The sequence below is a fragment of the Streptomyces alkaliterrae genome (assembly GCF_007097205.2).
GTDB lineage: Bacteria > Actinomycetota > Actinomycetes > Streptomycetales > Streptomycetaceae > Streptomyces > Streptomyces alkaliterrae.
The window spans coordinates 1-14,949 of sequence record NZ_VJYK02000128.1 but is presented as its reverse complement, the minus strand read 5'-3'; the positions used below and the strand labels follow the sequence as shown (position 1 = coordinate 14,949).

Annotated in this window: 8 protein-coding genes; 2 read left to right on the top strand and 6 right to left on the bottom strand. The window is 71.9% G+C overall.

Annotated elements, in window-relative coordinates; translation table 11 throughout:
• Positions 1–50: 50 nt before the first annotated feature.
• The 3 genes from treS to FNX44_RS13990 all read right to left on the bottom strand — a co-directional run bounded on the left by treS (position 51) and on the right by FNX44_RS13990 (position 4,922).
• A complete protein-coding gene (gene treS / locus FNX44_RS14000; protein WP_143648544.1) occupies positions 51–1,790 on the bottom strand; it encodes a maltose alpha-D-glucosyltransferase in 1,740 nt (579 codons plus the stop codon).
• On the bottom strand, positions 1,777–3,828 hold the full coding sequence (locus tag FNX44_RS13995; protein ID WP_143648542.1) for an alpha-1,4-glucan--maltose-1-phosphate maltosyltransferase: 2,052 nt from the start codon (positions 3,826–3,828) through the stop codon (positions 1,777–1,779). Before FNX44_RS13995 ends, treS begins: the two co-directional genes overlap by 14 nt.
• 371 nt (positions 3,829–4,199) lie before the next feature.
• Complete coding sequence (locus tag FNX44_RS13990) at positions 4,200–4,922, bottom strand: hypothetical protein (protein ID WP_143648541.1); 723 nt, start codon at positions 4,920–4,922, stop codon at positions 4,200–4,202.
• 304 nt (positions 4,923–5,226) lie between these two features.
• Between FNX44_RS13990 and glgP the strand changes: the two genes are divergently transcribed.
• Positions 5,227–7,767 carry an alpha-glucan family phosphorylase gene (gene glgP / locus FNX44_RS13985; RefSeq protein ID WP_143648539.1) on the top strand — a complete coding sequence of 847 codons (2,541 nt, stop codon included), beginning with the start codon at positions 5,227–5,229 and terminating at the stop codon, positions 7,765–7,767.
• Between the two features lie 102 nt (positions 7,768–7,869).
• Here the strand turns inward: glgP and FNX44_RS13980 are convergent, their stop codons facing one another.
• Positions 7,870–9,498: a M4 family metallopeptidase gene (locus FNX44_RS13980; protein ID WP_323369339.1), complete on the bottom strand. Its 1,629-nt coding sequence runs from the start codon at positions 9,496–9,498 to the stop codon at positions 7,870–7,872.
• Between the two features lie 235 nt (positions 9,499–9,733).
• Between FNX44_RS13980 and FNX44_RS13975 the strand changes: the two genes are divergently transcribed.
• On the top strand, positions 9,734–10,942 hold the full coding sequence (locus FNX44_RS13975; protein WP_143648535.1) for a serine hydrolase domain-containing protein: 1,209 nt from the start codon (positions 9,734–9,736) through the stop codon (positions 10,940–10,942).
• Between the two features lie 48 nt (positions 10,943–10,990).
• Here FNX44_RS13975 and FNX44_RS13970 read toward each other — a convergent pair whose 3' ends face one another.
• On the bottom strand, positions 10,991–12,838 hold the full coding sequence (locus FNX44_RS13970; protein ID WP_143648533.1) for an ABC transporter ATP-binding protein: 1,848 nt from the start codon (positions 12,836–12,838) through the stop codon (positions 10,991–10,993).
• Positions 12,835–14,799 carry an ABC transporter ATP-binding protein gene (locus FNX44_RS13965; protein ID WP_143648531.1) on the bottom strand — a complete coding sequence of 655 codons (1,965 nt, stop codon included), beginning with the start codon at positions 14,797–14,799 and terminating at the stop codon, positions 12,835–12,837. The genes FNX44_RS13970 and FNX44_RS13965 overlap by 4 nt, the downstream gene beginning before the upstream one ends.
• Between the last annotated feature and the right edge of the window lie 150 nt (positions 14,800–14,949).

Genomic DNA, 14,949 nt, shown 5'->3' with positions numbered 1-14,949 from the left:
GCTCTGACTCCACCGCGTCCCGGCGGGGTGGCCGCCGGGACGCGGTGGAGTCAGAGCAGGTTGCCGGCGTGGTGCGGTTTGCGCAGCCGGAACCAGTAGAAGCCGTGCCCGGCGAGGGTGAGCAGGTACGGCCGGGGCCCGACGGAGGGGAAGGTCACGCCGCCGAGCAGTTCGATCGGCTGGCGCCCGGTGAAGGCGCCCAGCTCGAGTTCGGTGGGTTGGGGGAAGCGCGAGAAGTTGTTCACGCACAGCACCACGTCGTCCTCGCTGCCGCTGCCGGCCGGGAGCTTCATCTCCCGGATGTAGGCCATGACGGCGGGGTTGGAGGAGGGGAGTTCGTGGTACTCGCCCAGCCCGAAGGCGGGGTTCTGCTTGCGGATCTCGATCATTCGCCGGGTCCAGTGCAGCAGCGAGGACGGCGAACTCATCGACGCCTCGACGTTGGTCACCTGGTACCCGTAGACCGGGTCCATGATCACCGGCAGCGTGAGGCGGCCCGGATCGCTGGAGGAGAAGCCAGCGTTGCGGTCCGGGGTCCACTGCATCGGCGTGCGCACGGCGTCCCGGTCGCCGAGCCAGATGTTGTCGCCCATGCCGATCTCGTCGCCGTAGTAGAGGATCGGCGAGCCCGGCAGGGAGAGCAGCAGCGCGGTGAACAGCTCGATCTGGTTGCGATCGTTGTCCAGCAGCGGGGCGAGGCGGCGCCGGATGCCGATGTTGGCCCGCATCCGCGGGTCCTTGGCGTACTCGGCGTACATGTAGTCGCGTTCCTCGTCGGAGACCATTTCCAGCGTCAACTCGTCGTGGTTGCGCAGGAAGATGCCCCACTGGCAGCCGGACGGGATGGCCGGCGTCTTGGCGAGGATCTCGGAGACGGGGTAGCGGGACTCCCGGCGGACCGCCATGAAGATGCGCGGCATCACCGGGAAGTGGAACGCCATGTGGCACTCGTCGCCGCCGCTTGTGTAGTCGCCGAAGTAGTCGACGACGTCCTCCGGCCATTGGTTGGCCTCGGCGAGCAGCACGGTGTCCGGGTAGTTGGCGTCGATCTCGGCCCGGACGCGTTTGAGGAAGGCGTGCGACCGCGGCAGGTTCTCGCAGTTCGTGCCCTCCTCCGCGTACAGGTAGGGCACGGCGTCGAGTCGGAAGCCGTCGATGCCCAGGTCCAGCCAGAAGCGCAGGGCGGAGATCATCTCGTCCTGGACGCGCGGGTTCTCGTAGTTGAGGTCCGGCTGATGGGAGAAGAACCGGTGGAAGTAGTACTGCTTGCGCACCGGGTCGAACGTCCAGTTGGACTGCTCGGTGTCGACGAAGATGATGCGCGCGTCGGCGTAGCGGGTGTCGTCGTCCGCCCAGACGTAGTAGTCGCCGTACGGCCCGTCGGGGTCGGTGCGGGACTGCTGGAACCACTCGTGCTGGTCGCTGGTGTGGTTCATCACCATGTCGATGATGACGCGCATGCCGCGTTGGTGCGCGGCGTCCACGAACTCCACGAAGTCGGCCAGGTCGCCGAACTCCGGGAGCACGGACTGGTAGTCCGCGACGTCGTAACCGCCGTCCCGCAGCGGTGACTTGAAGAAGGGCGGCAACCACAGGCAGTCGACGCCCAGCCATTGCAGGTAGTCGAGCTTCGCGGTGAGGCCCTTCAGATCGCCTACGCCGTCGCCGTTGCTGTCCTGGAACGACCGCACCAGGACCTCGTAGAACACGGCCCGTTTGAACCACTCGGGATCGCGGTCCTTGGCGGGCGTGTCCTCGAACGTGTCGGGGACAGGCTCATTGACGCTCATCGTTGGGTGACCCTCCGGTCTGTGAGGACGGTCGCAGGGCAAAGATGTGCGCCGGGGCCGGAACATCGGCTCTGCCGGGCTCCAGGCGCACATAGTTGTCCCTGCCCCAGTGGTAGGTCTCGCCGGTGAGCTCATCGCGCACCGGAAAGGGTTCGGCGCCACGTGCCTGAGCCGGGGTGAGGCCAAAACCTTCGAGTTCTGCCATATCCAACGACACGGTGGCCTCATGGGTGTGGTGCGGATCGAGGTTGACCACCACGAGTACCGAGTCGAGGTAGGGAGCGTTGCTGCGCTTGGAGTAGGCGAGGACGTGAGGGTTGTCCGTTCGGTGGAACCGCACGTCGCGTAGCTGCTGCAGCGCGGGGTGCTTGCGGCGGACGCGGTTGAGTGCGGTGATCAGCGGGCTGATCGTCTGGCCGTGCCGCTCGGCGCCCGCCCAGTCGCGCGGGCGCAGCTCGTACTTCTCCGAGTTCAGGTACTCCTCGCTGCCGGGCTCGGCGGGCTGTGCCTCGCACAGCTCGTAGCCGGAGTAGACGCCCCAGGTGGGGGAGAGGGTGGCGGCCAGCACGGCCCGGATCTCGAAGGCCGGACGGCCGCCGTGCTGCAGGTAGGCGTTGAGGATGTCGGGCGTGTTGACGAAGAAGTTCGGCCGCATGTAGGCGGCGGCGTCGCCGGCCAGCTCGGTGACGTAGTCGGTGAGCTCCTGCTTGGTGTTGCGCCAGGTGAAGTAGGTGTACGACTGCTGGAAGCCGACCCGGGCCAGGGTGTGCATCATCGCGGGGCGGGTGAAGGCCTCCGCCAGGAAGACGACGTCGGGGTCGGTGCGGTTGATCTCGGTGATCACCTTGTCCCAGAAGACGACCGGCTTGGTGTGCGGGTTGTCGACGCGGAAGATGCGTACCCCGTGGTCCATCCACAGCCGCAGGACGCGCAGGGTCTCGTCGACGATCTGCCGGTAGGACTCGCGTGAGCCGTCGAAGTGGATCGGGTAGATGTCCTGGTACTTCTTCGGGGGGTTCTCCGCGTAGGCGATCGTGCCGTCGGCGCGGGTGCGGAACCAGTCGGGGTGTTCGCGCACCCAGGGGTGGTCGGGCGAGCACTGGAGGGCGAAGTCCAGCGCCACCTCCATCCGCAGCTCCTTCGCGCGTGCCACGAAGTGGTCGAAGTCCTCGAAGGTGCCCAGGTCCGGGTGGATGGCGTCGTGGCCGCCGGCCGCCGAGCCGATCGCCCAGGGCGAGCCGACGTCGTGCGGTCCGGCGGTCAGCGAGTTGCCCGGTCCCTTGCGGAACGACTCGCCGATGGGGTGGATCGGCGGCAGGTAGACCACGTCGAAGCCCATCGCGGCGACCGCCGGCAGCCGCTCGGCGGCGGTGCGCAGGGTGCCGGAGACGGGTGGCCGGCCGGGCTCCAGGACAGCGCCCTCGCTGCGGGGGAAGAACTCGTACCACGACCCGAACAGCGCGCGGCGGCGTTCCACCTGGAGGGGGAGCGCGCGGGTCGCGCAGACCAGCTCGCGCAGCGGGTGGCGGCCGAGCAGGGCGGTCACCTTGGGGTCCAGCGCGGCGGCCAGCCGGTCGGCGGGGGCGCGGCTGCCGTCCCGCAGCGCGTCCACCGCGTCGAGCACCACCGCGCGGCCGTCGCTCTTGGGCACCTCGGCCGCCGCGCGCTCGTGCAGCTCCGCGCCCTCGGTGAGGGTCAGCTCGACGTCGACGCCGGCGGGGATCTTCACCGAGGCGTGGTGCCGCCAGGTGGTCAGCGGATCGCTCCACGCCTCCACGGAGAACGTCCAACGGCCGGGTGCGTCCGGTGTCACCTCCGCGCCCCACCGGTCGGTGCCGGGGGCCAGCTCCCGCATCGGTGTCCACGGACCGCTGCGCCCGGCCGGGTCGCGCAGCACGACGTTCGCCGCGACCGCGTCGTGCCCTTCCCGGAAGACGGTGGCGGAAACCTGGAAGGTCTCGCCCACCACCGCTCTCGCGGGGCGCCGACCGCAGTCGACGAGGGGCTTGACGTCCAGGATGGGAATGCGACCGATCATGGGCTCACCTGGTGTAGAAACGGGAGGTTTTGTACTTTGTATCCGCTCCGGGGGTGCCTTGCTGGCTGCGTGCATGACCGCTCCTGTCCGCGTTCACTCGGCTGGGGGTCTTGCGTATGCGTCGCACGCCTCCTCCGAACGCCTCGGGCCGCGGTCGGGGCGGCCCGGTGAGCCGGTTGGGGAGGCGCGCGGGGTGCGCGGCAGGAGACTGCCCATCGCGCGGGGGCGCGTAATCGTCCGACGGGCGCCTGTCGACGACAAAAGCGGGACGGGTTGACATGTCAACCCGTCCCGCGCGTCGGTATGGCGTGTGGTCGATCAGCGATCGGTCGTCATCGATCGTGATCGGTCAGCGGCCGGTCAGCGGCCAGTCAGTAACCGGTCCTCCAGAACACCGGCTCGATCTTGTAGTCACCCTGATGAGCGACCACCTTGGGCGTCTGCCCCTTCGCCACCAGGTACACCCGGCAGGTGGTCACCGGCTGACCCTCGGTCAGTCGTTCGAACGACTCGTTGACGCAGGGCTTGACGGTGTCCTTGTAGTTGAAGAGCAGCTTGGCCTGTTCACCTCGGTCGTCGCGGAGCCGGGTGGCGACCTGGAGCGCGGAGCCGCGCGGGCCGTCCCCGCTGACGTACCGGTACTCGACGGTGACGTAGTACGGCGTCAGCTCGCGCTCCGGGCCGTTGAGCCGGACGTTCTCCAGGTCGCTCGCCTTGCCCCGGACCACGGACTTCGGGGTGACGTCCACAACGCCGCTCTCGTCGCCCGAGCGGTGGGTGAGACGGGAGGTCTTGCCGAGCGGGAGGGTCTGTCCGGCGTTCGCGTCGACCTTGCCGCCCGGCTGCGCGCCGGGTCCGTCGCCCGGTTTGTCGTCCGACCCGTCGGTGGGCTCGTCCGTCGGCTTCTCGGCCGGCTTCTCCGACGGCTCGTCGGTCGGCTCGTCGGTCGGCTCCTGGGAGGGGGAGTCGGAGGGCTGCAGGCTGGGCGGCGGGCTGGTGGGTGCGGCCTGGTCGCCGCCCGGGTCCTCGCAGGCGGTGAGCGAGGCCGCGACCGCGACGGCGGCGAGCAGCGTGGCGAAGCGTTGTCTCTGCATGGCGTGATTCCCCCGATGGAAATGCGAACACGGTTGCCGGGTCGGGTCTGACGTTCGAACTCCCGATCCGGCGCGTCCACATCATCAGCGCCGGTGAGTGGCCGAATCCATATCCCCGGCCGCCCTGCGACACGGCCGGAACACCGTGGTCACCGTGCAACACGCCTGTCACGGCCGCGTCTCGGCCTCCCACGGGACGGCAGCTTCCTGCCATGTCTCGGACGATCTTGCCTCCAGAGGGTGAAGTCGACCGAAACGCCATGAACCGCACCCTTGGGGCGCAAGCCGCCGCTACCTTCGAGGAGTGAAGGCCATTCGTCGATTCTCCGTGCGTCCCGTCCTCCCCGAGCCACTGCGGCCACTGAGCGAGCTGGCGCGCAACCTGCGCTGGTCGTGGCACCCGCCCACCACCGAGCTGTTCCGTCACGCCGACCCGGAGGGCTGGCAGCGTTCCGGCGGCGACCCGATGAGGCTGCTGGGCACGATCCAGGCGGCCCGGCTGGCCCGGCTGGCGACGGACCGGGGCTTCCTGCGCCGGCTCGGACTGGCCGCCGGCGACCTCCACGACTACCTCACCGAACCCCGCTGGTACCAGCAGGCCGCCGAGCCGCTGCCCCGGGCGATCGCCTACTTCTCACCGGAGTTCGGCATCACCGCCGCGCTGCCGCAGTACTCCGGCGGGCTCGGCATCCTCGCGGGCGACCACCTGAAGGCGGCCAGCGACATCGGCGCCCCGCTGATCGGCGTCGGACTGCTCTACCGGCACGGCTACTTCCGCCAGTCGCTCTCCCGGGACGGCTGGCAGCAGGAGCGCTACCCGGTGCTCGACCCCGACGAACTCCCTCTGGAGCTGCTGCGGGAGGCCGACGGCAGCCCGGCGGAGGTGGCGCTGAGCCTGCCCGCCGGGCGCTCGCTGCGGGCCAGGATCTGGCAGGCCCAGGTGGGCCGGGTGCCGCTGCTGCTGCTCGACTCCGGGGTGGAGGAGAACGCCCCGGCCGAGCGGGACGTCACCGACCGGCTCTACGGCGGCGGACGCGAACAGCGGCTGCTCCAGGAGATGTTGCTGGGCATCGGCGGCGTGCGGGCGGTCCGGGCGTACTGCCGGCTGACCGGCCACGCCGAGCCCGAGGTGTTCCACACCAACGAGGGACACGCCGGCTTTCTCGGCCTGGAGCGCATCCGTGAACTCATGGACGACGGCGCCCACTTCGCCGCCGCGCTGGAGTCGGTGCGCGCCGGTACCGTTTTCACCACCCACACCCCCGTGCCCGCCGGCATCGACCGCTTCGAACGCGAGCTGGTGCAGCGGCACTTCGGCGACGACGGCGAGCTGCCCGGCGTCGACGCGGCCCGCGTCCTGGAACTCGGCATGGAGAAGCCGGCTGCCGGTGAGCCGCCCCTGTTCAACATGGCCGTGATGGGGATGCGGCTCGCCCAGCGCGCCAACGGCGTCTCGACACTGCACGGCGAGGTCAGCCGGCAGATGTTCGCCGCGCTGTGGCCCGGCTTCGACCCCGCCGACGTGCCCATCGAGTCGATCACCAACGGCGTGCACGCGCCCACCTGGACGGCCCCCGAGATCGCCTCCCACCAGGGCGCGTTCAGCGACGCCAAGCTGACCGCGATCCGCCGCTCGCTCCGGGAACAGCTCGTCCACGAGGTCCGCCGCCGACTGCGCGACTCCTGGCGGCAGCGCGGCGCCTCGCCCGCCGAACTCGGCTGGATCGAGCACGTGTTGGACCCGGACGTGCTGACCATCGGCTTCGCCCGGCGGGTGCCGTCCTACAAGCGGCTCACCCTGATGCTGCACGACCGGGAACGGCTCACCCGGCTGCTGCTGCATCCGGAGCGGCCGGTGCAGATCGTCGTGGCGGGCAAGGCCCACCCGGCGGACGACAGCGGCAAGCGGCTCATCCAGGAACTGGTCCGCTTCACCGACGACCCCCGGGTGCGGCACCGCGTCGTCTTCCTGCCGGACTACGGTATGGGCATGGCCCGCCGCCTCTACCCCGGCTGCGACGTGTGGCTCAACAACCCGCTGCGCCCACTGGAGGCCTGCGGCACCAGCGGGATGAAGGCCGCGCTGAACGGCTGCCTCAACCTCTCCGTCCTCGACGGCTGGTGGGACGAGTGGTACGAGCCGGACTTCGGCTGGACGATCCCCAGCGCCGACGGCTCCGGCCTGACCGCCGAGCGCCGCGACGCCATCGAGGCCGCCGCGCTGTACGAGGCACTGGAGGAGCAGGTCGCGCCCTGCTTCTACGAGCGTCCCGGGCGCTGGCTGGAGATGATCCGGCAGACCCTGGACCGGCTCGGCCCCAAGGTGCTCGCCGACCGCATGGTGCGGGACTACGTGCACACCCTCTACGCCCCCGCCGCGCGCGCCCACCGCGAACTGGACGGGGAGTCGGCGGCCGAACTCGCCGACTGGAAGGCGCGGGTACGCGACCAGTGGCCGCGGGTGCGGGTCGAGCACGTCGAGGCGCAGGGCGCCACCGGCGACAGCCTGGAGCTGGGCGCCTCGCTGTCGCTGAGGGCCCAGATCAACCTCGGCGAACTGGCGGCGCCGGATGTGGAGGTGCAGGCGGTGGCCGGCCGGGTCGACGAGTCCGACACGCTGACCGAGCCGGTGACCGTACCGCTGAAGCCGGTCGGCGGCGCCGACCTGGAGGGCCGCTGGACCTTCGAGGGCCCGCTGGCACTGGACCGCACCGGCCCGTTCGGCTACACGGTCCGGGTACTTCCCGCGCATCCGCTGCTGGCCTCGGGGGCGGAACTGGGTCTGGCCGCCGCGCCGTCGGACGCCGCCCCTGGAACGGTCGGTTCCGGCATGCCGCTGCGCTGACGCGGCGGCGTCGCGCCGGGACCGCGCGAGGGCCCGGGCCCCGGGGCGTGACAGCCCCGGGGCCCGGGCCGTGGGCCGTCCGGCCCGGACTGCCCACCCGGTTCAACCGGTGACGTTCACCGCCGTCCAGGCCGCCGCCACGGCCCGCACCTCGGCGCTGTCCGCGCCGTAGAGGTCGCCGGCCGCGGTGACGGTGGCGCGACGGGCGTCCTGGTAGTCGGTCGTCGACGTCATCTGCTCGGTGAGCGCCTTGAACCAGATCGCCGCCGCCTTGTCGATGCCGATGCCTGCCAGCTCCGAGCCGTCGTAGGTCGGCGAGTCGTAGCTGACGCCGTTGATCTCCTTCTTTCCGCTGCCCTCGGCCAGCAGGTAGAAGAAGTGGTTGCCGATGCCGGAGGAGTAGTGCACGCCGACGTTCCCGGCGCCCGGCCGCCAGTAGTCCAGTGACCGCCCGTCGCGGGACGGCTGGTCCATGTAGCGCAGTGGCTTTCCGTCGCCGCGGATGTCGATGAGTTCGCCGACGTGGTAGTCGGCGCGGTCCACCGGGCTGTCCACGTGGAACTCGACGGCGGCGGCGAAGATGTCGGAGGTCGCCTCGTTCAGGCCGCCGGACTCGCCGGCGTAGATCAGCCCGGCGGTCGCCGACGTCAGTCCGTGCACCATCTCGTGGGCGGCGACGTCGACCGAGGTGAGCGGCTTGGCGTTGCCCGCGCCGTCCCCGTACGTCATGCAGAAGCAGCCGTCGGACCAGAAGGCGTTGGAGTAGTTGTTGCCGTAGTGGACCCGGGTCAGCGCCGCCTCGCCGTCGCCCCTGATGCCCTGGCGGCCGTGTACGTCGCGGAAGTAGTCCCAGGTCACCGCGGCGCCGTGGTGGGCGTCGACGGCGGCGGTCTCCCGGTTGCCCGGGGTGCCGTCGCCCCAGACGTCGCGGCGGCTGGTGAGGAGGGTGCCCTGACCGGACTGGCCGTTGTTCATGTCGTGGGTGCGGGCCCCGCCGCGCGCCGCGTCGACCAGCGAGTAGCGCCGGCCCTTGTCCGCCGTGGTGCCCAGTTTCACCTCGCCGGAGTACATGCTGTGGCCGGTGCCCTTGTGGACGCCCTGGTACTCCAGCAGCGTCTCGCCGGTGCGGGCGTCGGTGAGCTGGTGCAGCCGGTTCGGGGTGCCGTCCGGCTGCGTTCCGCCGACGACGCGCTGCCAGGCGAGCACCGGTTGTTCGCCGCCCGCCCACACCACCTTGCGCGGCTCGGTGCTGCCCTTGGCCGCGGCCCTGGCCGGCCGGTGCGCGGCGGGCGCGTCGGTGTTCACCGCGATGCCGGCGTCGGTGGCCCGGGTGACGCGCTTGGTGGTGCCGTCCTTCTTGCGGTGCACGACCAGGTCGCCGCCGATGACCGGCAGCCCGGCGTAGGTGCGCTCGTAACGGACGTGCACGTCGCCGTTGTTGTTCTTCACCACACTCCGGACCTCGAGCGCCTCTTTCGCGCCAAGGCCGAGCTCCCTGGCCGTGGCCCGTTTGGCCTCCGGCGCGTCCGCGGCGCGGACGAGGTCCAGGTAGGCGCCGGGGCTGAGCGCGGCCGGGGCCGCGCCGGGCGGACCGGGCGGGGCGGCGCCGACGGGGGCGGCGCCGAGTCCGGCCACGAGCAGTGCCGCGCCGGCTGCGAGCGCGACGGCGGTGGCGCGGCGACGGGATCTGGTTCGACGGGAGGTGGACGTGCGAGTCGAGGGAGTCGTCACACGGGCTCCTAGGGAAGTGGGGGGCGTCCCGGATGGCCCAGAGGATCGCATGAGCGACGCGTACATGTCAGGAGGGTGGTCGCGGCCTTGGCGTGAACTCGTCCGTTGCGCGGCGGAGGCTGTCCGGAATTCGAATCAACCCGCCGCGGGTCCGCCCGCGTCTGTCGGTGCAGACCGGTCTGACGGGGGGTCATCGACACCAAACCGCACGAACACGCAGAAAGGCCGTGGAAGCATGCGACCAACCGCCGTCCGCCGGGCAGCCGCCGGGCTTGTCCTCGCGCTCGCCGTCACCGCGGGCGCACTGACCGCTCCCGCCCACGCCGCCACCGGGGAACGGGCGACCACCGTCCCCTCCGGCGCGAGGCCCGGTACCGACCCGGCCCAGGACGCCCTCGACCGCATCGTCGCCGCCGGGCCGCCGAGCGCCGCGGCCACCGCCCTGCGCGGGCACCACACCTGGACCGGCACCGCCGGCGTCGCCGACCTCGACACCTCGCGGCCGCGCACCGTCGACGACCGCTTCAGGGCCGGCAGCATCACCAAGACCCTTGTCGCCACCGTGCTGCTCCAACTGGAGGCCGAAGGCCGGTTGGACCTGGACGACCGCGTCGAGAAGTGGCTGCCCGGACTCATCAGGGGCAACGGCAACAACGGCCACCGCATCACCGTGCGCCAACTCCTCCAGCACACCAGCGGGTTGCCGGACTACACCGAGGACAAGCGGTTCTACCAGCGCCTCACCACCGGCTTCCCCGAACACCGCTACGACTCCTACCGCCCCGAGGAACTCGTCGCGATCGCCCTACGCCGCAAGCCGGACTTCGCGCCCGGCCGGGACTGGAAATACTCCAACACCGGCTACGTGGTCGCCGGCATGGTCATCGAGGCGGTCACCGGCCGCCCCTACGCCAGGGAGGTCCACCGCCGCGTCCTGGAACCGCTCGGCATGACGTCCACGCTGCTGCCCGGCCGCCGCACCACGCTGCCCGGCCCGGCGGTCCGCCACTACTCCAAGTACGTGGGCCCCCGGCCCGGCACGGCCGTGCACGACGTCACCGAGTTCAGCCCCACCATCGCGGGCGCGGCCGGTGAACTCGTCACCACCAGCGGCGACCTCACCCGCTTCTACCGGGCGCTGCTCGGCGGCAGGCTGCTGCCGCCCGCGCAGCAGCGGGCGATGTTCAAGGCCGTGCCCGTCCCGGACGCACCCGCTCACCGCTACGGCCTCGGCGTCGTCTCCCAGCGGCTCTCCTGCGGCGTGACCGTCTGGGGCCACGACGGCGGCATCCACGGCTCCGCGAGCAGCGCCGCCGGCACCCGCGACGGCCGGAAGGTCCTGGCCTTCAACGTCAACGGCGACTGGTCCGACGCCCCGGACGTGGGCCAGGACCTGACCGACGTCTGGTTCTGCGCGGACCGCCCGTCCGCCGACCGCCCCTGAGCCCTCGTCCGGTGGGGCCCGCCCGGGCCCCACCGGGTCAGCTCGGTCTCACGCCAGGCCCTCGCGCCAGGCGCGGTGGAGGGCGGCGAACCGGCCGGTACCGGCGATGAGTTCCCCGGGCGGGCCGTCCTCGACGATACGGCCGTCCGCCATCACCAGCACCCGGTCGGCGATCTCCACCGTGGACAGCCGGTGCGCGATGACCAGCGCCGTCCGTCCGCGCAGCACGGTGTCCATCGCCTGCTGCACCGCGCGCTCGCCCGGCACGTCGAGCGAGGAGGTCGCCTCGTCCAGGATCAGCACCGCCGGGTCCGCGAGCAGCGCCCGCGCGAACGCGACGAGCTGCCGCTGGCCGGCCGAGATGCGGCCGCCGCGCTTGCGCACGTCGGTGTCGTAGCCGTCCGGCAGCGCGCTGATGAAGCCGTGCGCGCCGATCGCCTTCGCGGCCGCCTCGATCTGCTCCCGGGTGGCGTCCGGGCGACCGATCGCGATGTTCTCCGCGACCGTGCCGCTGAACAGGAACGCCTCCTGCGTCACCATCACCACGCCGCGCCGCAGCTCGGCGGTGGAAAGGTCCCGCAGGTCGACGCCGTCCATCAGCACCCGGCCCGCGCTCGGGTCGTAGAAGCGGGCCAGCAGCCGGGCCAGCGTCGACTTCCCGGCGCCCGTCGCGCCGACCACCGCCACGGTCTGACCCGCCGGCAGCTCCAGATCGAAGGCCGGCAGCACCTCCCCGCCCGTGCGGTAGCCGAAACTCACCCCTTCGAAGCACACCGTGCGACCCGGCCGGCCCGGCTCCTTCTCCGGCAGCGGCCGGGGTTCGACCGGCTCCGGCACCGACGGCGCCTGCGCCAGCAGTCCGGCGATCTTCTCCAGTGAGGCGGCCGCCGACTGGTAGGAGTTGAGGAACATGCCGAGCCGGTCGATCGGGTCGTACAGCCGCCGCACGTACAGCGCGGCCGCCGCCAGCACGCCCAGCGCGAGCGTGTCGTCGGCCACCCGGTACGCGCCCCACAGCACGATCCCGGCCACCGCCACGTTCGCCGTCAGCCGGGACAGCACCACGTAACGCGCCATCTCCAGGATCGAGTCGCCGTTCACCTTCTGGTGGCGGTCGTTCAGCCGCCTGAACTCCTCCTCGTTCGCGGCCTCCCGGCGGAACGACTTCACCGGCCGGATGCCGTTCATCGTCTCCGCGAACTTCACGATGACGGCGGCGATCGCCGTGGACCGCTTGCGGTACACCCGCATCGAACGGTTCTGGAAGTTCCGCACGAGCAGCAGCAGCGGCACGAACGAGGCCACGGCCGCCGCGCCGATCCCGAAGTCCAGGTAGAGCAGCAGCGCGGTGATGTACGCCGTGGAGACGACGACCTGGATCAGCTCCTGCAGGCCTTCGTCCAGCAGTTCCCGCAGCGACTCCACGTCCGTCGTCGCCCGCGAGATCAGCCGGCCCGAGGTGTAGCGGTCGTGGAAGTCCACGCTCAACGCCTGGCCGTGCCGGTAGATCCGGCCGCGCAGGTCCAGTAGCACGCGCTGGCTGGCGAACGCCGCCACCCGTACGAACAGGTACTGCAGACCGCCCGACGCCAGCGCGCACACCAGGTACGCCACCGCCACGGCCACCAGCGGGCCGTAGTCCTCCGCCCGCACCGCCGGCACCGCCCGGTCGATCGCCACCGCCACCAGCAGCGGTACCGCCTGCACCGCCGCCTGCTGCGTGAGCAGCAGCCCCGCCGCGACCGCGACCCGGCCCCGGTTGGGCCGCAGCAGCGAGCCGAGCAGCCGGCGCGCCGCGCCCCTCGGCGCCGGCAGCACGTCCCGGTCGAACGGGTCCGTGGCCGGTGCCGCCTCCTCCGCGTGTTCCTCGCGCGGATCGTCCGTGACGGTGGTCATCGCTCCCCCTGCCGGTCGTGTGCGTACCCGCGCGGGCCGACGGCGGCCCGGTCCGGGGCGGCGCCACCCGGCTCGCCGGCCCCCGGCTCGGACTCGTCGGCGGACTCCTCGGCGGACTTGTCGGCGCCGGACATCAGATGGCGGTACTCGGCGCTGCGCCGCAACAGCTCCTCGTGGCGCCCGACGGCCGCGATCCGGCCGCCCGACAGCAGCGCGACACGGTCGGCCAGTTGGACGGTCGAGGGGCGGTGCGCCACCACCAGCGCGGTGGTGGTCGCCAGCACCTCCCGCAGCGCCGCCTCCACCCGCGCCTCGGTGTGCACGTCCAGCGCGGACAGCGGGTCGTCCAGCACCAGGAAACGCGGTCGGCCCACCACCGCGCGGGCCAGTGCCAGCCGCTGCCGCTGGCCGCCGGACAGGCTCTGGCCCTGCTCGCCCACCCGGGTGTCCAGACCGTCCGGCAGCGCGGCGACGAAGTCCGCGCCCTGCGCGATCCGCAGCGCCCGCCACACCGCCTCGTCGTCGGCGTCCTCCGCGCCCATCAGCACGTTCTCCCGCACCGAGGCGGAGAACAGCGTCGGCTCCTCGAAGGCGACCGCGACCAGGCGGCGCAGCCGCTCGGTCGGCATCGCCGCCACGTCCGTGCCGTCCAGGGTGATCGCGCCCCCGGTCGCCTCCAGCAGCCTGGGCACCAGCGCGGTGAGCGTCGTCTTGCCGCTGCCCGTCGCACCGACCAGCGCCATCGTCTCGCCCGGCCGGATGTGCAGATCCACGCCGTCGAGCACCGGCGGCGCCGTCGGCGGCGCGTCGGGGAAGCGGAAACGCACCCCCGACATCCGCAACCCCCCGCCCTCCGCGCCCGCCGCGCCGTCCTCGGACGGCTCCGGACGGGCGGCGGTCGGCTTCGGCGCGTCCGGCGGCAGCGGCTCGTCCATCACCTCGAAGTAGCGGTCCGTGGCGGTCGCCGCCTCGTTGCTCATCGCGAGGAGGAAGCCGATCGAGTCCACCGGCCAGCGCAGCGCCAACGCCGTGGACAGGAACGCCACCAGCGTGCCGGCCGACAGCGAGCCGTCGGCCACCTGGACCGTGCCGAGCACCAGCACCACGCCGAGCGCCAGCTCCGGAAGCGTCATGATGACCGCCCAGATCCAGGCCAGCAGCCGCGCCTTGTACAGCTCCGTGCCGAGAAGCCGGCCGGACAGTTCGCGGAACGCCCGGGCCTGGCTGCGGTGCCGACCGAAACCCTTGATGATCCGGATGCCCAGCACCGACTCCTCGACGACCGTGGTCAGATCGCCCACCTGGTCCTGCGCCCTGCGCGCGGCCACCGCGTACCTGCCCTCGAAGACCGAGCACAGCAGCACCAGCGGCACCACCGGGGCCAGCACCACCAGCCCGAGCGTCCAGTCCAGCATCAGCAGGATGACGCAGCCCACGACGATCGTCACACCGTTGACCAGCAGGAACGTCAGTGGGAAGGCCAGGAAGAGCCGCAGCAGCATCAGGTCCGTCGTCGCCCGTGACAGCAGCTGCCCGCTCGCCCACCGGTCGTGGAACGCCACCGGGAGCCGCTGCAGTCTGCCGTACAGGTCCGCCCGCAGCGACGCCTCCACCCCGGCCAGCGGCCGCGCCACCAGCCACCGGCGGAAACCGAACAGCACCGCCTCGGCGACGCCGACCGCAAGCAGCAGACCGCCGCCGAACCACACCCCGGCGGCATCGCCGTCGGCGACCGGCCCGTCCACGATCCACTTCAGCACCAGCGGGATGACCAGCCCGGTGCAGGACGCGACGATCGCCACCACCGCCGCCGAGAACAGCCGCACCCGCACCGGCCGCACATAGGGCCACAGACGCAACAGCGACCGCACGGCCGACCGCTCCTTCGGCGGTGAGTCGTCCGGCGACTCGTCCGGCGGTGTGTCAGGGGGCTGCGGGGGGTTCTCAGACACGGTGCTCATCAGCACCGAGCCTACGTTTCACCCCTGACACACTTCACTCGGTTTTCCGGTCGGCGACCGGCCCCCGGCGCTCAGCCCAGGGTGGCCTCGCAGAGGTGGTGAAGGGCGGGGTCGAGGTGGTGGCGGCCCATCTCGCAGACCTGCCCGGGG